The 26,421-nt window shown below is 38.9% G+C and carries 29 protein-coding genes; 12 read left to right on the top strand and 17 right to left on the bottom strand.

Going from position 1 to position 26,421, the window contains the following annotated elements:
• The first annotated feature begins 34 nt into the window (after nt 1–34).
• On the top strand, nt 35–1,018 hold the full coding sequence (nrdF, locus tag PL_RS03550) for a class 1b ribonucleoside-diphosphate reductase subunit beta (protein ID WP_041885878.1): 984 nt from the start codon (nt 35–37) through the stop codon (nt 1,016–1,018).
• A gap of 725 nt (nt 1,019–1,743) precedes the next feature.
• Here the strand turns inward: nrdF and PL_RS03545 are convergent.
• Nucleotides 1,744–1,995, bottom strand: a complete 252-nt coding sequence (locus PL_RS03545; protein ID WP_041885876.1) for a hypothetical protein — start codon at nt 1,993–1,995, stop codon at nt 1,744–1,746.
• 168 nt (nt 1,996–2,163) lie between these two features.
• On the opposite strand from PL_RS03545, the gene PL_RS03540 reads away from it, so the two are divergent.
• On the top strand, nt 2,164–2,640 hold the full coding sequence (locus tag PL_RS03540; protein ID WP_041885873.1) for a GAF domain-containing protein: 477 nt from the start codon (nt 2,164–2,166) through the stop codon (nt 2,638–2,640).
• Nucleotides 2,641–2,884: 244 nt separating this feature from the next.
• Nucleotides 2,885–3,559: a class I SAM-dependent methyltransferase gene (locus PL_RS03535; protein WP_041885871.1), complete on the top strand. Its 675-nt coding sequence runs from the start codon at nt 2,885–2,887 to the stop codon at nt 3,557–3,559.
• Here the strand turns inward: PL_RS03535 and PL_RS25995 are convergent.
• The 3 genes from PL_RS25995 to PL_RS03525 form a co-directional block, all read right to left on the bottom strand.
• Nucleotides 3,556–3,672: a glyoxalase superfamily protein gene (locus PL_RS25995; RefSeq protein ID WP_410429571.1), complete on the bottom strand. Its 117-nt coding sequence runs from the start codon at nt 3,670–3,672 to the stop codon at nt 3,556–3,558. The genes PL_RS03535 and PL_RS25995 overlap by 4 nt on opposite strands.
• A gap of 251 nt (nt 3,673–3,923) precedes the next feature.
• A complete protein-coding gene (nudK, locus tag PL_RS03530; protein WP_348621020.1) occupies nt 3,924–4,502 on the bottom strand; it encodes a GDP-mannose pyrophosphatase NudK in 579 nt (192 codons plus the stop codon).
• A 73-nt stretch (nt 4,503–4,575) separates the two neighbouring features.
• Nucleotides 4,576–5,529 (bottom strand): phytanoyl-CoA dioxygenase family protein, encoded by a 954-nt coding sequence (locus PL_RS03525; RefSeq protein ID WP_041885868.1) that lies wholly within the window; start codon nt 5,527–5,529, stop codon nt 4,576–4,578.
• A 150-nt stretch (nt 5,530–5,679) separates the two neighbouring features.
• Between PL_RS03525 and PL_RS03520 the strand changes: the two genes are divergently transcribed.
• Together PL_RS03520 and PL_RS03515 are read left to right on the top strand one after the other, a co-directional pair.
• Nucleotides 5,680–6,576: a helix-turn-helix domain-containing protein gene (locus PL_RS03520; RefSeq protein WP_052496551.1), complete on the top strand. Its 897-nt coding sequence runs from the start codon at nt 5,680–5,682 to the stop codon at nt 6,574–6,576.
• 71 nt (nt 6,577–6,647) lie between these two features.
• Nucleotides 6,648–7,568 (top strand): DUF6268 family outer membrane beta-barrel protein, encoded by a 921-nt coding sequence (locus PL_RS03515; RefSeq protein ID WP_041885866.1) that lies wholly within the window; start codon nt 6,648–6,650, stop codon nt 7,566–7,568.
• Nucleotides 7,569–7,671: 103 nt separating this feature from the next.
• Here the strand turns inward: PL_RS03515 and PL_RS03510 are convergent, their stop codons facing one another.
• The 4 genes from PL_RS03510 to PL_RS03495 form a co-directional block, all read right to left on the bottom strand.
• A complete protein-coding gene (locus PL_RS03510; RefSeq protein WP_041885864.1) occupies nt 7,672–8,421 on the bottom strand; it encodes a LytR/AlgR family response regulator transcription factor in 750 nt (249 codons plus the stop codon).
• Nucleotides 8,422–8,423: 2 nt separating this feature from the next.
• The gene (locus PL_RS03505) at nt 8,424–9,482 is read right to left on the bottom strand and encodes a sensor histidine kinase (protein ID WP_041885861.1); all 1,059 of its coding nucleotides are present in this window, start codon (nt 9,480–9,482) and stop codon (nt 8,424–8,426) included.
• A gap of 260 nt (nt 9,483–9,742) precedes the next feature.
• Nucleotides 9,743–10,351 carry a porin family protein gene (locus tag PL_RS03500; RefSeq protein WP_041885859.1) on the bottom strand — a complete coding sequence of 203 codons (609 nt, stop codon included), beginning with the start codon at nt 10,349–10,351 and terminating at the stop codon, nt 9,743–9,745.
• A gap of 118 nt (nt 10,352–10,469) precedes the next feature.
• Complete coding sequence (locus PL_RS03495) at nt 10,470–11,960, bottom strand: PLP-dependent aminotransferase family protein (protein WP_041885856.1); 1,491 nt, start codon at nt 11,958–11,960, stop codon at nt 10,470–10,472.
• Nucleotides 11,961–12,057: 97 nt separating this feature from the next.
• Between PL_RS03495 and PL_RS03490 the strand changes: the two genes are divergently transcribed.
• The gene (locus PL_RS03490; protein ID WP_041885855.1) at nt 12,058–13,041 is read left to right on the top strand and encodes an EamA family transporter; all 984 of its coding nucleotides are present in this window, start codon (nt 12,058–12,060) and stop codon (nt 13,039–13,041) included.
• A 1-nt stretch (nt 13,042) separates the two neighbouring features.
• Here PL_RS03490 and PL_RS03485 read toward each other — a convergent pair whose 3' ends face one another.
• Complete coding sequence (locus PL_RS03485; RefSeq protein WP_235324642.1) at nt 13,043–13,666, bottom strand: Vat family streptogramin A O-acetyltransferase; 624 nt, start codon at nt 13,664–13,666, stop codon at nt 13,043–13,045.
• 145 nt (nt 13,667–13,811) lie between these two features.
• Here PL_RS03485 and PL_RS03480 point away from each other — a divergent pair, with 145 nt between their 5' ends.
• Together PL_RS03480 and PL_RS03475 are read left to right on the top strand one after the other, a co-directional pair.
• Nucleotides 13,812–14,408, top strand: a complete 597-nt coding sequence (locus PL_RS03480; RefSeq protein ID WP_235324641.1) for a Crp/Fnr family transcriptional regulator — start codon at nt 13,812–13,814, stop codon at nt 14,406–14,408.
• Between the two features lie 64 nt (nt 14,409–14,472).
• A complete protein-coding gene (locus tag PL_RS03475) occupies nt 14,473–15,486 on the top strand; it encodes an NAD-dependent epimerase/dehydratase family protein (RefSeq protein ID WP_041885852.1) in 1,014 nt (337 codons plus the stop codon).
• On the opposite strand, the gene PL_RS03470 is transcribed toward PL_RS03475, so the two are convergent.
• The 8 genes from PL_RS03470 to PL_RS03435 form a co-directional block, all read right to left on the bottom strand.
• Nucleotides 15,478–16,188: a hypothetical protein gene (locus PL_RS03470; protein WP_041885850.1), complete on the bottom strand. Its 711-nt coding sequence runs from the start codon at nt 16,186–16,188 to the stop codon at nt 15,478–15,480. The genes PL_RS03475 and PL_RS03470 overlap by 9 nt on opposite strands.
• A gap of 139 nt (nt 16,189–16,327) precedes the next feature.
• The gene (locus PL_RS03465) at nt 16,328–18,121 is read right to left on the bottom strand and encodes a DUF885 domain-containing protein (protein WP_041885848.1); all 1,794 of its coding nucleotides are present in this window, start codon (nt 18,119–18,121) and stop codon (nt 16,328–16,330) included.
• Between the two features lie 129 nt (nt 18,122–18,250).
• The gene (locus PL_RS03460) at nt 18,251–19,252 is read right to left on the bottom strand and encodes an aldo/keto reductase (protein ID WP_041885846.1); all 1,002 of its coding nucleotides are present in this window, start codon (nt 19,250–19,252) and stop codon (nt 18,251–18,253) included.
• Between the two features lie 101 nt (nt 19,253–19,353).
• Nucleotides 19,354–20,262, bottom strand: coding sequence for a helix-turn-helix domain-containing protein (locus PL_RS03455; RefSeq protein WP_041885844.1), 909 nt, complete (start codon nt 20,260–20,262; stop codon nt 19,354–19,356).
• 62 nt (nt 20,263–20,324) lie between these two features.
• The gene (locus tag PL_RS03450) at nt 20,325–20,927 is read right to left on the bottom strand and encodes an ExbD/TolR family protein (protein ID WP_041885843.1); all 603 of its coding nucleotides are present in this window, start codon (nt 20,925–20,927) and stop codon (nt 20,325–20,327) included.
• 33 nt (nt 20,928–20,960) lie between these two features.
• Entirely contained in the window at nt 20,961–21,542 is a 582-nt protein-coding gene (locus PL_RS03445; RefSeq protein ID WP_041885842.1) for an NAD(P)H-dependent oxidoreductase, read from the bottom strand.
• A 66-nt stretch (nt 21,543–21,608) separates the two neighbouring features.
• Nucleotides 21,609–22,175, bottom strand: a complete 567-nt coding sequence (locus PL_RS03440; RefSeq protein WP_041885839.1) for a Crp/Fnr family transcriptional regulator — start codon at nt 22,173–22,175, stop codon at nt 21,609–21,611.
• Between the two features lie 305 nt (nt 22,176–22,480).
• Nucleotides 22,481–23,059, bottom strand: coding sequence for an RNA polymerase sigma factor (locus PL_RS03435; RefSeq protein WP_052496550.1), 579 nt, complete (start codon nt 23,057–23,059; stop codon nt 22,481–22,483).
• Nucleotides 23,060–23,722: 663 nt separating this feature from the next.
• Between PL_RS03435 and PL_RS03430 the strand changes: the two genes are divergently transcribed.
• From PL_RS03430 to PL_RS03415, 4 genes are all read left to right on the top strand, one after another.
• Nucleotides 23,723–24,202 carry an RNA polymerase sigma factor gene (locus PL_RS03430; protein WP_152620383.1) on the top strand — a complete coding sequence of 160 codons (480 nt, stop codon included), beginning with the start codon at nt 23,723–23,725 and terminating at the stop codon, nt 24,200–24,202.
• A complete protein-coding gene (locus PL_RS03425; RefSeq protein ID WP_041885835.1) occupies nt 24,192–24,701 on the top strand; it encodes a hypothetical protein in 510 nt (169 codons plus the stop codon). The genes PL_RS03430 and PL_RS03425 overlap by 11 nt, the downstream gene beginning before the upstream one ends.
• A gap of 293 nt (nt 24,702–24,994) precedes the next feature.
• Nucleotides 24,995–25,453, top strand: a complete 459-nt coding sequence (locus tag PL_RS03420; protein WP_041878853.1) for a DUF4395 domain-containing protein — start codon at nt 24,995–24,997, stop codon at nt 25,451–25,453.
• Between the two features lie 41 nt (nt 25,454–25,494).
• Nucleotides 25,495–26,421, top strand: coding sequence for a family 2A encapsulin nanocompartment shell protein (locus PL_RS03415; protein WP_041878850.1), 927 nt, complete (start codon nt 25,495–25,497; stop codon nt 26,419–26,421).

The raw sequence follows: 26,421 nt of genomic DNA, 5'->3' as shown, positions 1-26,421 counted from the left end.
TTTAATTTAATAACAAGATTTAAATCAGACATAAATGAGTCAATATAAAGCGGTAAACTGGAATACTCCGGAAAATGATTATGCCGGCATGTTCTGGGAGCAGAATCTGCGTCAGTTCTGGATTGATACAGAATATATTCCTTCTAAAGATATCGATAGCTGGAAATCTTTAACTCCTGAAATTCAGGAAGCTTATAAAAGAGCTTTAGGTGGTTTAACACTGCTTGATACCATTCAGAGCCATACTGGTATGCCTAAATTACTCGATCATATCGATGGCTTACAAAATAAGGCCGTACTTTCTTTCATGTGTATGATGGAAGCTATTCATGCCAAATCGTACTCAACTATCTTTACTACAGTAAATAGCACGGCAGAGATCAATGAGTTGTTCGAATGGGTAGAGAATAATAAGCTGTTGCAATTTAAAGCAGCAACAATTGATAAACATTACAGGAGTCTGGATGCAGCTAAAGTAAGCAATGAAGATTTGTTTATGGGGCTTGCAGCATCCGTTTTGTTAGAATCTTTCCTTTTTTACAGTGGGTTTTTTATGCCTTTGTGGCTTGCCGGGCAAGGGCAGATGGTAGCAAGTGCAGATATTATCAAAAAGATCGTTGCTGACGAATCTATTCATGGTGTCTTTGTTGGGCTCCTTGCGCAGGATGTCTATAAGAAGCTGCCAAATCCGGAAAAAAGTAAAGAAGAATTGATTAGCCTGTTGATGGAATTGTATGAGAATGAGTTGAAATATACTGATGAATTATATACTGAAGTTGGACTTACCGCCGATGTAAAAGAATACGTGCGTTATAATGCCAATAAAGCCATGATGAATCTTGGTTTTGAAGAATTGTTTGAGATAAAAGCCGTTAACTCTATAGTTTTAAATGGTTTAAATGGTGAAACTACTCAACATGATTTCTTTTCTAAAAAGTCAACGAACTACGAAAAAAGTACGGAGATACTTTATCTGAGAGACGAAGATTTTCAGATGGATGTAGATCCTGTTTTTTAACTCCTTATCAGGCCCGGCTTTACGACGGTTCTTCCTATTCAAAATAGGAGATCCATAATCGTGAAGCCGGGCTTTTTTTGTGCTTCAGATCTTATCTGATTGATAATGCAATTAAATTTACTCCATTAGGTAAATATATCCGTCTTAAAATCTGAGAAAACGAGAGCTTTATTTACGTTGATATATGCAATGCGGTATCAGGTGTTGCCAATCTGGATCAGCTTTTGAAGAATACAGATTTTCAACCTCCCTATGGAACTTTAAATGAGCGGGGAGTAGGACGTAGGACTTGGGCTGCAATTGTGCCGGGACTTTATTGAAAAAAATATGGGAGAGCTAAAGCTGAATATGGAAGGAGATGCTGTGGTGTTTTGCTTCAGTCTTCCCAAATTCAAGATAGGGGTTATTGGTCTTTAATAGAGTGATTATTCCTGATTAATGATGTCTGTTCAGGATCTTTTTCTTAAATTAGATTAACGCTGTTTTATCAGCATTTAATCGTAAACAATATAATATTTTGTCATTTTTGATCGCAAAATATTATATTGTTTACTATTATAAGTATCTGTATACCTTATTGTTGATTTTAAGTATTTAAAGTTGTGGTGGATATATTAATCTGAATCTTAGTTTATATCACTCAAATATTCATCTAAATACAGAATAATATTCTGATTTATTTTTAAATACGTTGTATTACAGTGTGTTATGTGTTGTATTCTTAACTAATACTCTTGTCTTTTGTAAGCTGCTGAAAAATCAGTACGCATAGTCTTAAAACGCTCCACTACAGTCGCAATAAATATCTCGTCCAGCAGTTGGAAAATCTCATTTGCTCCTCCTCCGGTCAAATCCAGTTCAGATAATTTGTAGCTTTGTTCCAGAGTTCCCTGTTCAAATTTTACAATATATTTCTGGTTCATATTGAACAATGTGATTTTACATTCAGGGTGTGGCAGTTCTGCAATTACTCTCATATGGGAATTATATTAATGGCTTAAAAATCTGACGAAGTTGCAGCTAAAAAAAAGCACAAACAAATTATCAGATAAATTTCTAGGCATTCTGATAGAATATTACGTATCCTTTACACCCATTTCCAGCTGATTGATTAATTTTAAAGCTTTATTATAGCAAATTGAATAATGGCAGAAGACCTGGTAATTATAAAAACTGAAAGTAAAGAAAAGCAATATCAATCACTGATACCTCAAATTGAAGCTTTGTTATATGGAGAGCAGGATCTGACTGCTAATCTGGCAAATATTTCTGCAGCACTTAAAGAACAGTTTGGATGGCTTTGGGTAGGTTTTTATCTGGTTAAAGAAGAGGAGCTGGTTTTAGGTCCGTTTCAGGGGCCGGTAGCTTGTACCAGAATTAAACTTGGAAAAGGAGTGTGCGGGAAGGCATGGCAAGATGCTAAAACTATTATTGTGGACGACGTAGAGAAATTTCCAGGTCATATTGCCTGCAGCTCGGCATCCAGATCTGAGATAGTTCTGCCGGTAATGAAGAACGATGTTGTAATTGGTGTGCTTGATGTCGATAGTATTGAGCTTTCTCAGTTTGATGAGACAGATGAGATTTATTTAGGTCAGATTATCGATCTGATTAAGCTGTAAAGACCATTTGTTATTGTCATGAGATTGTAACAAAGATTTAAATAACGTAGAATGATTCTAAATAGTGTACCTTTGGACTATCAAAGCAGCGATTTCCTGTCTCAATATATACAATAACGGTTAGGCAAGGATAAAAATACTGTGTTCAGTAATATTTATTAAAATCCTGGTTACCCGCACAAAAGAGTGCGGGTAATACAGGTACAAATCTTATCCTTTTTTCAAAATAAGCAACAAAAAAAGCATGGCTGAAAAACCTAATCAACCTGATTTTAAAGAGTTAGCAGGGCAATTGAGCTGCCCTAGCGGAGCGCAGGGAGTAAAGACTGCCGAAAGTATGGCTGCCACTAACGGCAATATGATTGCGCTGACTATTTCGGCTCTGAATCCAAAACCCAATGACGTATTGCTGGAAATAGGACCTGGGAACGGATTTCATGTCCCTGCACTCTTAAATGAGATTAAGTATCTGCTTTATTATGGTGTAGATATATCACCGCTGATGGTTAGCGAAGCTATAAAGTTAAATAAGGACGCTGTAACTTCCGGCAGGGCAGATTTCTCATTGTCAGATGGTGAAAAGTTAAATTTCGCGGCTGATTTTTTCACAAAGATCTTTACAGTAAACACTTTATATTTCTGGAAAGATCCAAAAGCTTATGCCGTTGAAATTTTAAGAGTGCTCAGACCTGGTGGGATATTTAGTCTGACCTTTGGTACCAGAGAGTTCATGGAGAAACTTCCTTTTACACCATATGATTTTCATTTATACAGCCAGCATGAAGCAGAAGAACTGTTACGCGGCTGTGGTTTCAGTATTATCAGTGTCAATCTGCATACAGAAAAGGTCAGAAGTATTGCCGGTGAAGAGGTAGAGAGGGATATGGTAATCATTAATGCTCAAAAAGCATTGGATTAGCCATTAAATGTTAACCTGTTTCCAAAGGGGTCAATTATTTCCATAGTATTAACTTTATCATTCCAGGGTTGTATATCCAAACCGGGCTTATTGAATTTATAGTCTTTTTCGATTAATAAATGCTTTGTTTTTAATTAGATAATCATATTATGATTAAGTTTTTATTTATCAAATATATAGCATAAGCTCCTTTAATCCCATATTGGATCCGAGAAACCCCGGGGATTTATGAAATTATTTTTTAACTAAAAACAAGAGAAGGCTTTTAAGGCGTTCTCCTGCATTTGTTTCAGTTAGAGTGCTTAGAGCTGGTCACATCTGTTTAAGTTGCAGACACGGCCAGAAATCCTGTGATTCTGGAAATCTACAGCAGGTTGTGAAGTTTAACATACTGGAGTAAGATAATCGTTTTTCCATCCATAATTTCTCCGCTATCTATCATTTGCATAGCCCGGTCTATAGAAATTTCCATTACTTCTATGTTTTCCTGCTCATGTTCCAGCCCACCACCTTCATTTACCTTCATCGATTTAGAGTATGCGGCAACGAAGAAATGTAAAATCTCAGTAACCGATCCCGGGGACATATATGCTTCAAATATCTTACGAACCTCAGTTACTTTATAACCTGTTTCTTCTTCGGTTTCTCTTTTGATACAATCTTCAGCATTGTCCTTGTCCAGTAAGCCGGCGCAAGCCTCAATCAGCATTCCAGAACTGTTTCCGTTAATATATGTGGGCAGCCTGAATTGTCTGGTAAGGATTACAGTCTGCTGTTCTTTATTGTATAAAAGGATAGTAGCACCATTTCCCCGGTCATATGCTTCTCTGTCCTGCGTTTGGGATGAACCATCTTTCAGTGTATACGTATAAGTTATTTTTTTTAATGTATACCAGTTATCAGAGAGAATCTCTGTGTTTAATATTTTTACGTTTTCGATCATTTTTTTTATGGCGATTATAAGCGCAAATTAGATAGAAACCAGCGTATTTGGTTAGTTTTTAAGAAATATCTGTTTACCAATTTTCAAGTCCCAGTAATTTTTTACCTAATGGAGTGAGTTCTGCAACCGGATTTTTCTTCTCCCTTTCTAAAGGATCTCCGGGAAATGCATAACCCTGCATGGCCTCCCTGTTTTTCCAGCTGCCAATACGCCATTGCTTAAGCGCTTCATTTTCTTCCTGTGCAGGCATCATAGCGATATACTGAGCTATTCTTACCTTATCTTTACTTGTGTTCGCCCGGATGCCATGGGGCTGTGAACTATTGAATATGAGCAGATCACCCGCTTCCAGTTTTACTTTTTCAAGATCAAATCCTGAAGTATCTGGTTTATAATGATCACGATCTTCCGGCTGGGTTAATTTCCAGGTGTCATAAGTGCGGAATAATTCAGGTATACATTGAAAACCACCCATATTTTCGTCAGTCTGATCTGCCAGGGCCAGTACACCCTGTACATTCTGAGGTTTTGTCTCCGGATCATAATCCCAGTGAATAAAGCCCTTATATTCAAAACCAGGACGAAGCGGGAAATTTAAATTGGCCCTGTCAATGGTTACCCATAGTTTCTCGGTTCCCCAGATGTCGGCAAAGGCCTGATGAACCTTTGGATACATCCTGTTCTCCCATAAATACTGATGGTTGTAAATTTCCACCATACCAGTATTGTTCAGTTCTGACATCTGCATTTGTGCATTTGGCTTTTTATACCAGCTTTCTATATCATTTGGATCTTTATTCTCATATTCCCAAAGATAATCAGCTGTCTTTTTAACCTGTTCCCGGGGAACAGCATTTTTGATAATAACATAACCGTTAGTAATCCAGAATGCCCAGTCCTGTTCGGTTAACAGACGTAATGTTGTTTCCTTGCTGCGGTCATTCAGACGTATTTCACTGGATTTGGCCGTAGAAGGATTACCCGGTATATCCTTATGTGCCATCGTATTCATTGTCTGGTTTTTCATCTTTAATGGATTTGTTTGACCAAAAATAAGAGCTCCCGCTGCCGATTAAATGTGTTGTAATGACCAGTATTTGCTCTGTATTGATTTAATAGCTATGTTTATTAATCAAAAGATAGTAATGCAGCGCTTTTGACAATATACCAACAGCAAATGAATGAAATACAGCTGGAGAAAATAAGTTTTGACCCGGGTAAGTCCTTTAAATATTTTTCGCCCAGACTGAGGAATACATTTTTCTGGCATTTTCATGCTGAATATGAACTTGTTTATGTGGAGGCTGACGCCGGTATAAGACATGTCGGTTCTCATATTTCCGGATATACAAAAAGTGACCTTGTTTTTATAGGGAGAAATCTTCCGCATCTTAACTTCGATTACAGATTGCGAAGTGACTACCACCAGATCGTGATACAATTGAGAACAGATTTTCTGGGGTCAGCAATAGCCCTTTCGCCAGAATTCACCAGCATTGACCAGTTGTTTAAAAAAGCAGCAGGGGGAATTGCCTTTCATGGTGAAACCAAAGCTATTGTGGTAGAGAAATTAAAACAAATGGCCGAATTGAATTCCTTTCAGCAGCTCATCAGGTTAATTGAAATCTTTCATTTGCTGGCCGGTTCAGAAGAAACCGAGATTCTGAATGATGAAGAGATTAATTTATCCTTCTTTTTAAGAGATAAATTAAGAATGGGTGCCATTTACGAATATATTGATGCGAATTATAACCAAAAGCCTGATGTCAATATTGTCGCAGCTAAAGTAAATCTGACAACCCCGGCCTTCTGCAGGTATTTTAAAAAGCAGGCCAACATGACTTTTACAGATTTTGTAAACCAATATCGCATTGATCTGGCAAAAAATCTGTTAATGCAGGATAAAAATGTTACTGAAGCCTGTTACGCTGTAGGTTTTGATAGTTTGTCCTATTTTAATAAGTTATTTAATAAGATTACCGGACAAAATCCGTCCGTCTTTAAGAAAAACTGGTTTAACAATTTCCAGCCTGATTTACCTCTTGTCAAAACGATCAGGCAGGTGGTCAATTAATTTCCCTTTAAAGTTTACAGCATACGTTCTTCGTGATGATTTATAAATCAAATCACAGCTAAAAAAGAAATATGAAAACTTTACACTATTGCCTGATTGTTGTCGGATTGGGTTTAAATTTAAAAGCCGGTGCCCAAACTGGTATCTCTGGTAAAATTAAGGCCGAATACGTTCCTTTCTCTAATTACATAAGACCGGTAGACAGCGTTAAAACCGGTTCTTCCAGCAATTTTAAGCGGATGCAACTGGGATTCAGTATTCCGCTATCTGTTAAGATAGATTCATCAGGAAGACCAAAGATGTGGGCGGTGAATGTAGAAGGAGCGTATGCTCAGATGGAGAACCGGGATTACGAAGTGAAATTGTTCCCGACAGAAATGCTGAACGCACAGCTTGGATTGGTTCATATGCGCCCGATAAGTAAAACATGGTCAATCATGGCGATGGCCTCGGTAGGAGTTTATACAGATATGGAAAAGATAACTTCGGATGATATCTTAGTGCAGGGAGGGGTATTATTTATTAAACACTTTAACCCACGTACTGCTTTTGGATTTGGACCGGTTGTTTCCAATACATTTGGCGTCCCGATGATATTGCCTGGTCTTTATTTTAACTGGGTTACTGCCGGACGCTATCGCTTACATGTTAACTTCCCTGAAAATATAGAATTTGGTGTACAAATGAATCCTTCATTTGAACTTAAAGCAGTTGTTGAGTTAAGTGGTATGACTGCCGAAGTTACAAAGGATAATAAATCCATGTTATTAGGCTATCAGCAGGTAGTTGCGGGTTTGAGACCGGAAATTAAATTAGGTAAATCAATTACTTTGCAACTAACTGCGGGTACGACCTTAACCAGATCTTTTACAACTACAAGCAGGAAACTTAAAGATTTCTTTAAAGCAAAAGACATGGCAGACCCTCGGTTTGTGACTACAGCTTACGGAGCAGTTGCACTGAAATGGAATCTGAGTAAAGCCAAAAAATAAATGATCAAAGCTCCGGATTCAGGATAGGCTTTGGTTTATCCGAATCCGGAGCAAAAAAAATACCTCATGAAGAGGTATGATTAACTGGTCTGTATCAAAAAGCTTATCTGCTAAGCAATTTGGTATAGACCACTTCTTTTAACAGGTCTTCCCGGCGGTTTCTGGAAATAGGAAGTTCAGTACCATTGATAAAAATTCTTCCTCCGGATACCGAGTCGATATGAGAAATATTGATCAGGTAAGACTTGTGTATTCTGAAAAAGTTATCTTTTGGAAGTGTCTCTTCCAGAGAGATCATGGTTTGATGAATAATCAGCTCACGGTCTTTAAAATGAAGTCTGGCATAGTTTTGCATTCCTTCGATAAATAAGATATCAACCCATGATATCTTTTGAAAACTATCGCCCTGGCGGACATATAAAAAAGTATCAACCGATTGTGGATGTTTGGGTGTTATACTCATCAGATGCTGCTGTCTGGCCTTTAATGCAGCCTGGTAGAAACGCTTAAAAGTAATTGGTTTAAGTAAGTAATCAACGATCTGCAATCTGTAGCCTTCTATAGCATGTTCAGAATAGGCTGTGGTCAAAATTGTAAGCGGAGGGTGTTCAAGTGTTTCCAGGAATTCAAGCCCTGAAAGATAGGGCATGTTGATATCAAGAAACAGCAGGTCGATATTTCCCTGCTGTATATAATCAGAAGCGTCCATGGCTGTAGAACAGGAGCCTGCTACCTGTAAAAAATCCAGTTTGCTGCAAAAATCTATGATACCATCTCTGGCAAGAGGTTCGTCGTCAATGACCAGGCATTGTAAAGGAGCTTCATGAGTGTGATTTGAGGGAATAAGCGCCATTTTTATTTCTTTGGATGTAAATGTATAGTCAATGCTACGTTAAAAGTGTGATTAGTTTTATCAATGTTTAGCTGATGCTGAGTGGGATATAACAACTCAAGTCTTTTTCTGACATTCTCCAGGCCAAGACCGTGACTGTTGCCTTTTCTGGGTTGTTGGACAGAACTGGAGTTTTCTATGGTAAAGATCAGCTGGTCGTTCTCCTGATTTAAAATTAAGGTTACATACCCTTTTTCCATGGGTAATCTGGATACATGTTTAAAGGCATTTTCGACAAAAGGTACCAGTAAAAGAGGCACAATGTCGCGTTTTCCGTCCTGTATATTCCAGATGCAGACAACCTTTAATTCTTCTCCCCACCGGATTTTCTCCACTGCGACCAGGTCTTTCAGATATTGTACTTCGCGATCCAGTAATACTGATTCCCGGTTGCATTCATACAGCTGATAACGGAGTATATCTGAAAATTTGACCAGCAGGACCGAGGCCAGATCGACATTTTTCTGCATCAGAATATGAATATGATTTAATACATTAAACATCAGATGCGGATTAATCTGATCCTGAAGTATTCTTAACTGAGCTTCAAGATGTGCCTGCTGCAGGAGTGCATGATTTTTTTCTATTTTTCCATGTTCTTCATAAAACCGCAAACCACATGCAGTTGCGTTGATCAGTACCGCTGACGGAACAGCGCTGCCCATTTTCAGCCAGAAGTCATCAAAGGCAATTATTCTTCCCAGGCTGTCGTAGGGGGTGCCATGTAAAAATAACCAGTAGCAACTTACTGCTGCACCACCTATAGCAGCTGCAAGAAAAAGGGTAAGCAGGACACATTGGATGGCGAAAACTTTCATTTTTCCTGTCAGCATTGCTTTAGGTAATAATAAATCACTTAAAGTATGGGCAGATATCATTGAGGCAAGCGTAATAACAGTAGCTACATAGGTGGCTGGTATTAATGGATAGTCACGCAGGACCTGTGCCCAGAAAGCAATTTCCAGGACAATCCAGAAGCCTCCTATGATGAGCCATCGTTTATTAAAAGTAAAGGTCTTCATTTAGTCGTTATTGCTGTTTTAGCTTTGTGTATCATTGCTTAATGAGATTTCTTATTACATGACAAAGCCTGCAAGAGCTTATCCGGCCCCTGAAGCTATGCTCATTATTTGTTAAGAGCCTTGTTCAAAATTTATCTGATCTATTGCTCCGTCTGCAAAAAGACGCAAACCAATTGAAAAAATAAATGATTTTTTTCACCTAAATTTAAATAGTTTCTTAACCGTCAAATTTTAAACAGGCTCTAAAGTAGAAAGAATTTTTAAAAGATCATGAAGCCAACGGTTGCCTGAAAGGTAAGAGGGCGGGATTTGAAGTCGCTGCTCATCCTGGTTAATGCTCCCTGGGCGCTCAGATCCAACGTGATTTTGCCTAAATCTACACCCACACCCGCAACGTAGCCGATATTTGATTTATCAAATTTCTTAAATGATTCTTTTACTTCCTGAAGTATGCGTGCCTTATCATTTAATATATAAGAATATACACCGCCACCGAATACCCTAACGTTCAGATGAGCTGATTTTAAAATTTTATATCCGATGGTAACCGGTACTTCGATACTGTTCCAGGATGTTTTTTCTGTACCCAGTTTAGCTGATTCTACCTTTGAAGATTTGTGTGTATACAAAAGTTCTCCCTGAACATACAGTTTGGAAATATCTATCCTTGTAAAAGCACCTGCAGAATAACCGGCAGCATATTTATTAGTCAGATCAGCATAGTTAAGACTTAAGTCAGTGAAATTGGCTCCTCCTTTTAAACCGATGTGGAATGGGATAGCATTTTGCGATTTTGCTGTATTCGTAATTAAAAGCAAAGCGATTGCAGGGATCAGAAACAGACTTCTCTTGTTAAATTGTGTTCTCATATTTTTATATTTTCTGCAAAAAAGGAGAATAATAAAATCGTGTGAGAAACAATTTGACCAATTGCAATCAGGCAGGGACAGCTGGTCGGTCTTACAGGTTATCCGGCAAATGTAATTTTTACAGGCCGTTTAGTTTTTTGACAACTCTGGCCAGTATCTCTATCGCATCTTCCATCTCTTTTGGGGTCAGTGAAGCAAAACCTGCCCTGATATAATGATGCTGATAGTTTTCATCGTCAAAATAAGCAGTGCCATTACTGATTGATAAACCCGCTGACAATGCTTTTTCAGCCACATCCTGAGGTTTGATCCCATTTAAGTATTTCATCCAGACTGCAAAGCCACCATCAGGCACATTAAATTCAACCAGTCCTTCCAGGTTTTTCTGTAAGAGCTGACAAAACATATCCCGGCGCTCATGGTATATCTTATTTGATTTTTTCAGATGCCTGCCGATATCACCGTTTTTAAGCAGATTAGCCATTGCTTCTTCCAGTAACTGTTCTCCCTGCCGGTCAATTAATTTACGTAATCTTGTTGCCTGTATAATCAGATTTTTCGGGCTGATCATAAAACCAATCCGGATACCCGGAGCTATAGTTTTACTAAATGAACCTATATAGATCACACTGCCGCAGTAATCCAGGCTGGCAAGCGGAAGAATAGGACTGCTGCTGTAATGATAGTCATAATCATAGTCATCCTCCACTATGGCAAAGCGATATCTGGTGGCCAGCTCCAGCAGACGCATCCGCCTTTCTGAACTTAATGTAACCGTAGTGGGTCTGTGATGATGCGGAATAACATAAATCAGTTTTACTTTTTTTCGTTTACAAATTTCTTCTACAGCATCCATATCCATTCCATATTCGTCTACAGGAACAAGCTCCAGATTTGCTCCTGCATGCTTGAAAATATCATTGGCACCTAAAAAACCCGGGTCGCCGGCAATTACAGTATCATTTTTGGTAATCAGAATTTCAGCAGTCAGATAAATGGCCATCTGGGCACCTTTGGTAATTAAGATATGCTCAGGACTAATATTCAGCCCTCTGGTATCCGCGAGAAAACGGGCCAGTTCTATGCGCAGATTTTCAGATCCCTGTTCTGGTCCATAGGTCAGGTATTTGGGTAAAAAATGGTAATTGGCAAAACGACGGTATTCACGGACCAGTAATTCTACCGGCGCCAGGCGGGTATCAGGATAACCATCATTGATAATCAGATTATAGGCAGGTGGTGCTTTAAAAACTTCAGGAAAAGGAATCTTGTTCTGATCTACCATGAAAAATGTCTTTTCCGGGTAGGATCCGGTTTTAGAATCAGCGACGATGTTCCTTGGTGTTACATCAGGGAGATTTTTAGCTACAAATATTCCTTTTCGGGGGAAAGTGTCAACCCAGCTTTGCGCATACAGCTCGTCATAAGCGGCAACAATAGTTTTTCTATGGACATATAAAGTGGTTGCAAGAATACGGCTGCCGGGTAAAGCTGATCCGGGTTTCAGTACACCCTGCCTGATATGAGCAATGATCCCATTTGCGATCTGAAGATATACCGGTATCTGCAGATTTTTATCGATGCTGAGTAAGCTTCCTGTATAAGTCATCTGGCCTATTTATATTGTTAATACTGGACTACTAAGATAGGCCAATTGTCAGTTAAATTTGAATAGATAATTAATAATTATATAAACAATAAAAGATATGGAACACATGACTCAAAAAAAGGCTGCTGCATTACTGGTTGTTATTGCATTTGCTACGGTATACATCGTTTGGGGTTCTACTTACTTCTTTATACAAATGGCTTTAAAGAGCTTTCCTCCAATGCTGATGGGGGCATTTCGCTTTACCGTAGCCGGTATACTGCTGCTGGCCTGGTGTGCTTATAAGGGAGATAAAATATGGGTTAAAAGAGATATTATCAATTCTGGTATCAGTGGTTTACTGTTATTATTTGTAGCGACAGGAATTGTAATCTGGGTAGAGCAGATATTACCCAGTGCTATGGTTGCGATTCTTGTTTCTGTAGCGCCAATCTGGGTTGTCATCTTTGACAGAGCTAACTGGAAAGTGAATTTCAAGAGTACCTCAACACTTACAGGGCTGCTGACCGGATTTGCCGGAGTCGTTTTGTTGTTCGGAGAACAGGCAGGCAAAGCATTATCAGGTCATCCTGATTTAACTATGCTTTCTGCAATGGCTTTACTCTTGCTGGCTCCGGTTTCATGGTCACTGGGTGCATTATTCTCTAAACGTAAAACAAGTGAATCTCCTGCAAGAATGAATATAGCCTGGCAGATGATTATTGCTGGTATAGCTTTCATCCCAGCCGGATTTTTCCATAATGAATATAACAGTTTTCATTTTAGTCAGGTGAGTGGAGCATCCTGGTTCGCAATTGCTTACCTGATATTTTTTGGGTCTATTATTGCCTTTAGCGCCTATATCTGGTTGCTTAAAGTGAGGCCGGTAACCCAGGTTAGCACCCATTCTTACGTAAATCCGGTTGTTGCTGTAATATTGGGTGTGCTATTTGCCGGGGAACATATCTCGTTAGTGCAGATTGGCGGATTAGCTGTGATACTGATCAGTGTATTACTGATTAACCTGGTAAAATACCGTAAACCTGCCATGAAAAAGCAGCCGGATAAGCCGGTTATATTAAAATACAGAATTTCGGCCTGATTTATAAAAAACGTGATTGGGGACCAGTCAATTCATGAAGATTCTCTGTAATGCGTTCAATTTTCCAGTCCCACCACTTCAGTTCCAGCAGTTCTTCAATCTTTTCCGGAGAAAAGCGTTTTCTGATCTCTTTTCCCGGATTTCCTCCTACAACAGTGTAGGGGGGTACGTCACGGGTTACGGTGGTGTTTGTTGCAATGATGGCACCATCCCCAATATGAACTCCTGGCATGATGGTCGCGTTTGATCCGATCCAGACATCATTACCGACAATGGTATCGCCTTTAAAAGGAAGTTCTTCCATTTTAGGAGTGACTTTTTCCCAGCCATTACCAAAAATGTTAAAAGGATAGGCAGTTATTCCATCCATTTTATGATTTGCACCATTCATAATAAACGTTACTCCCGAAGCTATCATACAGAATTTGCCAATAATCAGTTTATCACCAATGAAATCGAAATGATATTTAACATTTCTTTCAAAATTATAAACGTCCTTAAAATCGTCATAATAAGTATAATCGCCGACTATGATATTAGGATTGGTAATGATGTTCTTTAAAAAACAGAGTCTGTTGTATTGACTCATCGGGTACTTCTCATCTTTATCTGGTCCTTTCATCATGATCTGTTTTTACTGCAGCTTTTTGTTCTTAAGCAGCGGAGCGTTTGCAATCTTGCTAAATTAGTAGAAAAACTAATAAAATAAAATTCAATTGCATATTAATTCAGACCTTTGGACCTATCATATATATCCCTAAAAGATTTTAATGTTTTCAGATAAAATGTATCAGCATTTGTTCAGCAATGCAGCTGCTCAGGTTAAACTAACAGCATCGGATATTACCTTATGCAGGAAGTATTTTGAACCGGTATTATTTGCTAAAAATGAAATTATAGAAGAGGAAGGTCATATCCCCAAATATCTTTACTACGTTGTTTCGGGCTTTATCAGGCTTTTTCATTACAATGAGGCAGGTGACGAAGTTACTACACATTTGAACTGTCCACCGGGGTTTATTACTTCGTATTCGCATTTTAACAGTCAGACCAAAGCAGCTGAAAACGTAGAATGTATTACCGAATGTGAATTATTAAGGATTACCAAAGCTGATCTGGATACGATCTGTGAGCAGAGTTCAGTTTTTAAAGATTATAGTATCCTGGTTTTCCAGATGGCACTGGCTTACAATGAAAACCGCGCAAGAGAGTTAGCCAGTCTGACTGCAGAACAGCGTTATACAAAGCTGATAGATAACTATCCGGCTATTATTCATCATGTTCCTTTACAATATATCGCATCTTTTCTGGGGATGAAACCCGAGAGTCTCAGTCGTATCCGGAGAAAAATTACCAAAGATAATTAGCTAACAAATGTCAAGTGTTAGCCATTAATCAATGTACAGATTTGTGTTCTCAAAAGATAAGAACATGATACATCAAAATTTAGCATTGGTTACCGGGGGTAACGGGCATTTAGGTAATAACCTGATCAGGTTACTGCTTGAAAAAGGAATTCGGGTAAGAGGATCTGTAAGAAATTTAAAAAATAACAGCTCTTTTGCAGATCTGGATTGTGAAATGGTACAAGCCGATATTACCGAAAAACAATCTTTAATATCAGCAATGCAGGGCGTAGACGTAGTTTATGCCGTTGGTGCAGCTTTTAAACTATGGGCTAAAGATCCTGAAAAAGAGATTTATCAGGTAAATCTTCAGGGGACAAAAAACCTGATTGAAGCGGCAGCAGAATCGGGGGTGAAAAGAATTGTTTATGTAAGTTCTATAGCCGCTTTAAATTATACCATACAACCTGTCAGCGAAAGTAACGGACAGAATCCGGATCGCCGGGATATGTACTATAATTCTAAAAACGATGGTGAAAAGCTGGCTTTTGAACTGGCGGCGAAATACCAGATAGAACTGGTAGCTGTTTTGCCTTCTGCAATGATCGGCGATAAAGCTTTCGGTCCATTAAGTGTCTCCTACAATATTGTAAAGCTGATTCTGAATAAAGAAATTCCAATTGAAACCAATATTGCGTTGAACTGGGTAGATGTTAAAGACGTAGCTGAAGGATGTTATCTGGCTGCCGAAAATGGCAGGAGCGGAGAGCGTTACATTCTGGCGAATGAAAAATGTACTTCTATTAAACAGACTACAAAAATTGCTCAGGAACTTTTTCCGGAATTAAGCATTAAACTTCCTGTCGCGGTACCCAAAACTGTTTTGTATATAGCTGCATGGCTAATGGAAACAGGAAGCCGGCTGACGGGAAAAGCACCGCTGCTAACCACCAAGGATATTGCAATGTTTTCTGGTTTACAACAGGATTTTGACATCTCCAAAGCCAGGACAGAATTAGGTTTTAATCCTAAAAATCCTGTTCAGATAGTAAAAGAAGCAATGATGTATCTTAAAACAGAACGTAGTGACTTATTCTAAATCACCATATTCCAGATAAAAAACATGATGTACTGCAAACGGAACAGGTTCATGCGTGTGCTTTCTTGTTCCGGTATTTTGTTTCCAGGAGAAGGGTTTACGCAGATCTGCTTCCGGAAACTCAATGGTCAGATACAGATTGTCAGTGATTGCTTTCAGTGTCTTTTGATCAGTGATCTGCACGGTCATGTTTTCATCAAAATCCGGTTTGGAGCTAATCCGGTGAACCAGAAACTGTTCTTTCTGGTTACCAAAAAGTAAATATTGAAGATTGGCCGGTTTGACTGCAGTTTGATAAAACTGCTTATAATAGATAACCTGTTTGATTTTTACAGGAATATTTTCAAGAAATTTAGTGCCGCCTCTTTCAAAATGGCCTCTATAGATACTGGCTCTGAAAGTTTTGGTATGGTTAATCATTTCAGGAAGTACAAAGGTTTCAGGCTCAATAGTATATACTGAGTCATCAGGATGATCTTTTTTGTCCTGATCATATTTGTCCTTATCTTCTTTTGATAATTCCAGCACTGAGATTATCTGATAATCATGCGGGCTGTGAAACATAGGTAAGTGTGAAGCATAGATCACTTCATTACCCATTAACATCATTCCATGTGTAGATGGTTTATCCGGGTAGGGCTTATGCTGTGCAAAAGCCGCTGTGGACAGAAAAAGAAAAATACAGAGGAGCGCTGATTTCATAATTCAGAAAAATAATAAATCGAAATTACGAAAAATTATTCCTGTTTAATTGAGCTGTTATACAAGAAGATCTGACTGGACTGCTGATGCTATTCCTGAAAAACCGGATCTGAATAGTTCAGATCCGGTTTTTTATAGCTTATAATTTATTTTGAGCAGGAATAAAATCAGTCATTACCGCTTCTCTGATTAATGCCGGAGGAAGTAAACCCTGTGATAAGATGAAATCATAAAAACGCAGTGCATTAAACCTGGTTCCCAGTGCTTTCTCTGTGTCTTTTCTTAAGGCAATCATTTTGGTGAAACCATAAAAGTAACTGTTGGCCTGGCCGGGAGCTTTAATGGTATAACGTTCAACCTCCTGTTGTGCCATTGCCGGAGACTGTACAACATCTTCCATCAATACTTTTTTAACCTGATCCTGTGTAATTTTTCCAGACTGTACTTCCGGATCCAGAAAAGCTCTTGCAGCTCTCAGCAGTCTGTAATCCAAAGAAACCAGCTGACCTTCGAGCGGCATATAAGGTTTGGTAATATATTCAGCATATAAACCCCAGCCTTCGGCATTTGTAGAGTTAAATGCATATAAACTACGTGCCTGTGAAACCCCTTCTTCAACCATTTTATCAAATTGCAGTTCATGACCAGGGCGGGCCTCATGTGCTATAATAGTCCAGGATGCAGCATCAAAAGTAAAATCATCATAATGAGCACTTTCTTTTTCTCCCGGTGCTGGTGGCATATTTAAAGGAAGCACAAATACACCACGTTGCCCTGTATTATTTAAAAATGGAGGCGGAACCATATGAGGAGCAGGGCTGTTTGCTGTTTCGGCAGCAGATGCCAGACGGATGATGGCAGGTCTCGATGGTAAGGTGACCAGCTGATGTTTAAGAATGATAGCTTCTATATCTTTCAAATGTCTTTCGTAAACAGGAATGATAGAATCACCATGAATCTGTTCCTTTTTGAGATTACGGATCACATCACGGTAATCTGCTGAAGGCCAGTTTCTTTGTTTGGCTATTTGTGCGGCAATAGGCTTCATCTCATTTTGAATTTCTGTGAAGGCCTCATGCGCTATTTTAGCTAACTGATCAGGAGCGATATTAACACCATAGTCTTCCAGTTGTAATGCATATTCCTCGCTGGTTATTCTAAAATCTTTACGGGCCCTGGACAGGACGTTTTTACGTGTCCAGTCATCATATTCTCCAATTTGTTTTTTGAGCTCAGTGTAGGATTTTTCCCATCCCGCTATTTTATATTTCCTGAATAACTCTGCTATACCCTCAATAATACTTGCATTTCGTGATAAAGTAACTTCCATTTCCTGTTTAGAAGGATAGATCATGTCTGTACCTTTCATCTGCTGCATAACCCTGTCTTTCAATATAGCTGTTAAGGGTTGATAGCCAGGTGCCAGACCTGCATATTTCTGCAGGCGGATTACTGCAGCAGCTCTTCTTTTTTCGGCGGTCTGATCATCCAGTAAAGTCTGCAGACCTTCAAAAATCATGCTGGCAGCATTTAAAAAAGGTATTTTTCTTTTTGTTTCAAAATCCTGAGTCTTGAAACCCAGATTTAAATGAGCAATTAAAATATTCAGATCCTGTTTTACAGCCGTATTTTTTTCTGTCAGTAAAGAAGCCCTGTATTTTGCAATCAGTATTTCTTCTTCCTTTCTTTCTGCCAGTTTGTTGGCAAGGGTAGGCACAACAACCAGGGTGTCATATGCTGCCAGTCCCTGTGCAGAACCATATTCCGGTGAGTACTTTTTATCCAGGTTAATGAGTTGTTCGGTATACAGGTTTGATTGAATGATCCATGTCTTATCTGCATGTACAGGTGTAGTTTGTGAATTTGCAGCAAAGGGAATTGCTGAAAACAGACAGGCACTTAATCCATACCATATCTTTTGAGATTTGTTCATAGGTAGCTGATTGTTGAGGAATTGAAATTCAGAGTAAGATCGAAAAAAAATAAACATAAAAAAACTCAGACCGTTTTTAAAAACTGTCTGAGTTAAAATTTCAGCTTCCGGAAGACCGGGTAAATCTGTTTAGTTATTGACCAGTTTCATGGCGCCTTCATGATAACGCTCTCCGCTGACAGGGAAACGGAGAAGCAGATCATCAATATTTTTCAGGTCGGCTGCAATTAAATTAATGTCTGCAGCTGCGGCATTTTCTTCCAGATACTTACGTTTTTTGGTACCCGGAATAGGAATAATATCATCGCCCTGCGCCAATACCCAGGCCAGGGCAAGCTGTGCTGGTGTACATCCTTTTTCCTGTGCAATCGCAGCAAATCCATTCACTAATCTGGCATTGTTATCCAGATTTTCTTCCTGATAACGAGGCAGTGTTTTGCGGAAGTCGTTATCTGATAAAGTATTTACATCCAGAGTATTGGTCATTAAACCTCTTGCCAGTGGCGAATAAGGAACCAGTGAGATACCCAGTTCTCTTACTGTACTTAATATTTCATGCTCCAAATCTCTGGTCAGTAAAGAATATTCACTTTGTAAAGCCGCAATAGGGTGTACAGCATGTGCTTTGCGTATAGAAGCCGGAGAAGCCTCACTCAAGCCCAGATAACGTACTTTTCCTTCTTTTACCAGTAGGGCCATGGCTCCGACAGTTTCTTCAATAGGTATATTCGGATCTACCCGGTGGGCATAATATAAATCTATCGTGTCAATTTTTAACCGTTTAAGACTTTTCTCCACTGCAATTTTGATCCATTCAGGTGAACCATCAAAGTATGTTCCGCTGGTATTGCTTGGGCCTACCACGTTTTCCTGAAAACGGAAACCAAATTTGGTAGCAATAAATATCTTGTCGCGGTTTGGAACCAGAACCTTTGAAATTAATTCTTCGTTTATGCCGTTGGCGTAAACATCGGCAGTATCCCAGAAGTTAATCCCAAGATCAAGTGCTTTATGTAAAGTGGCAATGCTTTCAGTATCATCACCAGGTCCGTATGCAAAACTCATTCCCATACAGCCGAGTCCTGTGGCTGATAGTTTCTCTTTAGTTGTTCCCAGATTTCTATATTTCATAATGATCAGATTTGATGAAACAAAGTTAAAGCCCGGGCAGCAGGGAAGATTATAGTATTCAAACAGATGTTTACAATAATCAAACTAATTGGGATTAAGGATCAGACGGCTGCCTGACGGAGCTCAATCGGAGAGGCTCCTGTGTTTTTCTTGAAAAAATTGGTAAAATAAGCCGGGTATTCAAATCCCAGGCCATAAGCTATTTCAGAAATATTCCAGTCCGTATGCTGAAGCAGTGCTCTGGCCTCACGGGTTATTCTGGAAGCTATATGTTCTGTCGTTGTTTTTCCTGTAGACTCCTTAACAGAGCGATTCAGGTGATTTACATGGATAGAAAGACTTCGGGCATAATCATTTGCCGTTTTTAGTTTTAAAGACAGCTGATGATTATCAATAGGGAATTGTCTTTCCAAAAGTTCCATGAACAAAGAAGTAATACGTGAAGAAGCATTGGTATGCTTTTCGAAATTCTCTGTTGGATTCATTTTCATCGCTTCATGAATAATCAGGTGAAGATAATTGCGTAACAGGTTGTATCTGTGAAGGTAATCTGATGAGATTTCCTTAGTCATCTTGATGAACAGCTCTGATATTTCTTTGAGCTGAGTATCGTTAATGAAAAATACGGGATTACTGCCGATTTTGAAAAGCGGAGAATCCTGTAAAGATTCTTTGCGTTCTCCTGTGTGTATAAATGCCTCGGTAAAGAGGCAGAACCAGCCATCCTGCAGTGCTGATTCTGCCTCCCATGAATAAGGTATTACAGGATTCGAGAAGAGCAGTGCCGGCCTGTCTATGTAAATCCATTTGTCTGCATAATGTATTTTACCAGTGCCGATAATTAAAGATACTTTATAAAAATCGCGCCTGCTATAAGGTGTAAGCGGTGAACAATTTGCTCTGGAAAATACGTTAAAATGACCAGACCCTGCATTGTCCATAGTTAGTCCTAATGGATTGGCCTTAGGAACACGTGTATAAAACTCTTCTACACTCTCTGTTAATTTCATGGTGTAATTTATAAAAATCAAACCGAAATATTTATTATGTTATAGAAATATACTGGTAATTTTTACTCAGATGTGGTCAATAAGCTGAATTTATTGATTTTCTGTTTCTGCAAAATGTCTACAATCTTTTTAATTGCCGGATATGCTTCGCCAGCATCGCCCTTAATACTTACTCTCATGGCCGTAGCATGTAATTCTGCAACAGCTTTTCTGGAATGAAGCACCCAGTCTGCTAATTGGTTGTTAACGGAGTCGGCCGGAATGCCGGTTTCCAGTCCGGATACTTTTCTTTTAGCCGGATCCATGCTGATAAACTTTTTTAAACTCTGTACCGGAACCCCAAAGGAACTGATTACACTAAACCTTTTTTTCTCTTCAGGGCTGAAATCAATCTGATATTGTTCTCCGATTTTCTCCAGCATTGAAATCTTAATATCCTGTCCGGCTGCTTCAAAAAACACTTTTCCTTTACCGATGGTCAGTATGGCTATATCTTTATCCGGCACCTTTAATTTAAAGGTGGATGAAGGTACTTTTACATCCAGCGGATCAGGCTGTTTGGCTACAGCAGTTAAGATAAAAAATGTAAGCAACAGAAAGGAAACATCGGTCATAGCCGTCATATCTACTGTTAAAGCACGGCGTTTAACTTTAATTCTTGGCATAATTCAATAAAAACAGGGGTTTGTAATTCGGATTTATTTGTGTTTCTGGCCCAGCTGACGGACTTTAGCTAACCAAAGCTCCCTTTGTTTAGCTTCTGAAGTTTTAATAACTCCGATATAAGTAATTGCAACAGGCTTGACTCCACAGAATTCCAGTGTGCTTGTTTTTAACTGATTGACACTTGGACGCCCGTAAAACAGGCGGTAATACCAGCCTGGCTGATCTAAAGTTGTGATAATCCTGGCTGTTTTTCCTTTAAGTAATTTGTCCCACCAGATGGAATTTTCTCTGTACTGATAAGTAAGGCCCGGTAAAAACAGACGGTCAATAAAGCCCTTCATCACTGCTGGTAAACCTCCCCACCATACCGGATGTATCCAGACCAGGTGATCGGCCTTTTTGATCTTTTCCATACTGGCGAGCAGATCAGGTTCTAATTCCATCCTTTGGGTATAGCCAAATTGTAAGTTGGGATTAAAGCTAAGCTCTCCAATATGAATGACTTCTACTTGTGCACCGGTTTTTAAAGCCCCTTCCTGATATGCTCCGGTCAGTGCATAATTAAAGCTTTCTTTGTTGGGATGTCCGTTTATGATCAGAATATTCTTCTTCATTTTGTCCTTTATTTTATAATCAGGACAAAGGTATCGGGCAGGTTACGCTAACTACCGGACATTTGTCTAAAAAATAATCTCTTTTCTAAGCCGGCTCAGGTGTCTGGGAGTGATGCCCAGATAAGAAGCAAGATACTGCAATGGGATTTGCCGGACATAAGCAGGTTGATTTTCCAGCAGATCCATGTATCTCTTTTTCGCCTTTTCTTTTTGAAAAAGGAACAGACGTTTCTCTAATTCAATATATTGCTGCTCTGCAATGATCTTGAAGAACTTAACCCAGTTCATACTGGACTTTGTTAACTTGTCTATATCATTTTTTTGTATAACCAGCAGCTCACACGCGCTAATTGCCTGTATATTTTCTAAAGTAGGAAGGGAGGTGATAAAAGCAGAGTATGCTGTCATTAGTGAGCCCGGAAAGGTAATACAATAGGTAATTTCTTCTCCGGATTCAGGACTGAAAAAAGAACGTAATATGCCACTTCTGATAAAAGCCACTTCTTTACAGAATTTTCCTTCGCTGATAAAGAAGTCTCCTTTCTGCAGCTGCCTGATAGTTCCCATTGATAGAAAATCATTGATCTCGGTGTCTGTTAATACATTAAAATTTCTTAAAAACGCTGTAATCATATCTCCTTTTTAGTAAGGGCCGAAAATAGCATATTTTACTTAGTATTCAAGTTGAGGTTAACAAGTGTCTGACTCCACGCCGAGTCCACAGTGAGTCCACGTTGAGTCCACCTTTTCCCTCAAAAAGGTGGACTCACGATGGAGTAGTTGTGCAGGTGAAGCGGATGGGTACAGTTGTGTTGCAGATCACTGTCAGATCAGCTGTTTTTCCAGGCAAAAAAAATCCCGGGCGGTATAACCGTCACAGGAGTAAAAGAAGCTGATTTTAAGGTGGAACTGAGAAATTCCGGATGGCCGGATGGGGATTACATTACCGAAAGCAGAACCATTATTTTCTCTAAAAATTGTCTCAGACTGGCATGGCTTGTAATGATTTGATTCTGAACCGTTTTTTGACTTATACCCAGTTTTATACTGATCTCTTTTGTGGTGCACTCATCCATAAACTTCATTCTAAATATTTCACCCCTTTTTTCAGGTTGCAGAGCCAGCCATACAGCAATGTAATTTCTTATTTCCTTTTCATTCAGTAAAGAATCGGCACCGCTGTATGATACAGCCATATGTTCCAGTGGTTCTTCGAACTGGGGGAGAGTCTGACCTTTTTTATATAACATGTATACCTGATAGCGAACTGCTGTTACCAGATAAGCATAAATATTCTGAATATTTTTCCTTTCCTTCTTTGTCCAGAGATCGACAAAAACAGACTGAACAAGTTCTTCCACCTGTTCCATATTTCTTAATCTTTTGAAGCTCTCATTGTAGAGTTTCTTCCAATATCTTTCGTAAATTTCATCGAAAGCAGCTTTATCCCCAGCAGTCATTGATGCGATTAATTGGGCATCACTCCATGACTCATATGTGCTATGTTTTACTAACATAAATCTATCATAATTTAGAGGTATCTGTGTGATACAAAGGTATATACTTGTTCTATTTATGTGAAATATTTTTGGAGTTAAATGTGTTTCTTTTTTGCTAAAAGCATTTAAAATTATAAAATGCAAATATTGATGAGGCTATTTATAATGATTAAAACCGCCGGATATTCCTGATTGCTATAAAATATTCCCATGAGCTCTTTTTGTCTCAGTTTCTGAGCTCCGGATCTGCCGGATTATACATGTTTCTGGGGGCTGAAAAAAGCTAAAATCGCTTTGTCTGATCTTTCAGAGCCTGAAATATTCAATTAGCCAGAAAAAATGCGTTTGAGGACTAAAAACCGCATATTTTTGAATCCGACACTAAATCCGGCCTTTTTTAGGGCTGATTTTGAGTCATTTCTTGTTGACAAGAGGTTGTGAAAGGTAATTTTTTTAACGATTTAGGAAAGAAAATTGCTTCTGGTAATTTGTAAACAGGCGTTTAATTGTGATTGGGCGCGTATATTCAGTGCTGCCAAATTTATTTTTGAAATTATTCTATTTTAAAGAGATATATTTCTTTAATTCAACTAATTTTTACATAAATTAGATTTTATAAAACGGAATCCCATTAGGTGCCAGCTCATATATCAATGAACACACCTTAATGAAGAACATATTATGCTTAAAACTGAACCACTGGTATTATTAGAGAATAGGCGTGCCAGCATACGACACCTTTACGACAAACATGCAAGCATGCTTCTGGGCTATATTTTTGAGATTGTAAAAGATCGGAATTTAGCCGAAGAATACATGGTGAAAATATTCTGTGATATCTCACAAAAGTTTAATGAAATAAATTGGGACGATACAAACAGTTGGTGTCAGTTGCAAAGATTTGCAAAAAGTAGATTAAACCTGCTCCTTGAATCCGGTGTTCCGGATGAAAGCCCCCAAATACAGGAGGCGATAAGATCCGTTGCAGCGGATAAATTTCCCGATCAGTTTACAGCAGAACAACATCATATATTTTACGGCGTTTATTACTACGGCAAATCAATTGAAGCCATTTCAAAAGAATTAAATAAAACAGAAGAATCAACCCGGAAGACTTTAAAAGAGGCTTTCACAATAATGAGGAGTAGTTGTGAAAATTAACGAATACATAGAAAGCGGAATACTGGAAGCGTATGTATTGGGCTCAGCCTCAGAAGCGGAAACCAGGGAACTTTTATACCTTAAGGCAAAACATCCGCAAATACAGGATGCATTGCTGCATCTGGAGATAGATATGGAACGCATAGCAGAACATATGGCGATTACTCCTCCTCCTGATACCTGGCTAAAAATTGAAGACAGGCTTAATGAACTGGCAGAAACGCCTGATTATGACGCCATGCCAATAAGAAGATCACCAAACCGAAAAGGGGGTAACCATCGTAAAAGCGGCCAGTTTATTGAAGTTGATGCCTCATCCAGTCATATGCGTGTGCATAAAATATGGAGATGGCTGTTTATAGGTGTGTTTATTCTTGGAAAAGTATTTCTGGGTTTTGCCATCTATTTCTATCTGGAAAACCGTCAGCTGAAAGAAGAAGTATCTAAACTGAAAACACAACTGGAAAAATACGAAAAGCAGAAAGAGCTTCGGAATTGATTAAATAATAAACAAGAGCCTAAAAAAGCCGGTTAATATGCATATTAACCGGCTTTTTTAGGCTCTTGTTTGTTGATTTTATCCTGTTTTGTTCACTGGCTGAACTGTTTGATCTTTCCCTCGCTTCTTTAATTCCGCTGCTTCCAAAATTATAGGAAAATGATAGTCTGAATACCCTGCTTTCCTGTTTCTGGGATAGCTTATAGTCCTATAGGGGAGCAGTAATTTAACGATTATTATCTTTATTTAAATAATCTACTAATTTAGTAGATTATGTTTTTATATTTGATTTTATGAAGCGTATCAAACAGATGATTACACCAGACCAGTGCCCGGTTGATTTTGTTACAATAAATGAAAATCAGGTCAGGTTTACTGCCGGATGGGTATTTTTAAGTACAGCACTTTATTTATTAACCGGTTACTGGTGGATTATTCTGTTTTTGCTGATAGATTTTACTTTAAGAGCGGTCAACAGAGGACAATTTAGTCCACTTAATTTATTAAGCGGTCTGGCAGTGAAAATTCTTTCGGTCAGTTATCAGCCAACAGATCGTGCACCAAAACGTTTCGCTGCTAAAATAGGCATGGTGCTGAGTTTTATCGCCCTTGGCTTGCTGTGGGCCGGTTATTCAAATTTTGCTTTCTTTTTATTCATCCTATTAATGCTCTTCTCTTTTCTGGAATCTGTTTTTGCTTTTTGTGCTGGTTGTCTGCTGTATGCTTTAATCAGAAAATTAAGCAGACAATAGCCTGAATTTTTGAAAATTTTAAACCGTTAATTATATAAAACATGGCAGGACAAGTTAAAAACACACAACAGACCGCGTTAAATGATGTTGCAGCAAGGCCGTTGGCGATTGCTACCCGTACCGTACCTCAGGCACCCTGGATTACGCCGAGATGGTTACCGCATTTGTTAAGCTGGAACCCGGTAGAATCGGGTATTTACAGGGTCAATAAAGTGAAAGAAGGAGAGTCGGTAGATGTAGATTGCTCCAACAGAGATGAACGTGTATTACCGAATACTTTTGTTGATTATGTAGAACAACCCCGTGAATATCTGCTGAGCGCAGTAAATACGGTACTGGATGTTCATACCAGGGTTTCAGATTTATATAGTAAACCATATAATCAGATTAGTGAACAGCTCAGGTTAACTATTGAGGCTATTAAAGAAAGACAGGAAAGTGAACTGATCAATAATAAAGAATATGGTTTGCTGCATAGTATTGTTCCTTCGCAGAGAATCGTTACCCGCAGTGGTGCCCCAACTCCTGACGATCTGGATGAACTGATTACCAAAGTATGGAAAGAACCGGGGTTTTTCCTGCTTCATCCGCTGGCTATTGCTGCATTTGGCCGTGAATGTACCCGCAGAGGAGTTCCGCCACCAACTGTATCGCTGTTTGGCTCACAGTTTATTACCTGGAGAGGTATTCCGCTTATTCCTTCAGATAAAGTGCCGGTTGAAAATAATAAGTCCAAAATATTGCTGATCCGTACCGGGGAAAGCCGTCAGGGAGTGGTTGGTCTTTATCAGCCTGATCTTCCGGGAGAACAATCACCAGGATTATCAGTCCGGTTTATGGGAATTAATGAGAAAGCGATTGCATCCTACCTGGTTTCATTATACTGCTCACTGGCTGTTTTGTCTGATGATGCTATTGCAGTACTGGAAGAAGTAGAAATTAATAAGTATCACGTATATAAATATTAA

It is taken from the genome of Pedobacter lusitanus (assembly GCF_040026395.1).
GTDB lineage: Bacteria > Bacteroidota > Bacteroidia > Sphingobacteriales > Sphingobacteriaceae > Pedobacter > Pedobacter lusitanus.
This window is presented reverse-complemented; position numbering and strand designations above follow the sequence as displayed.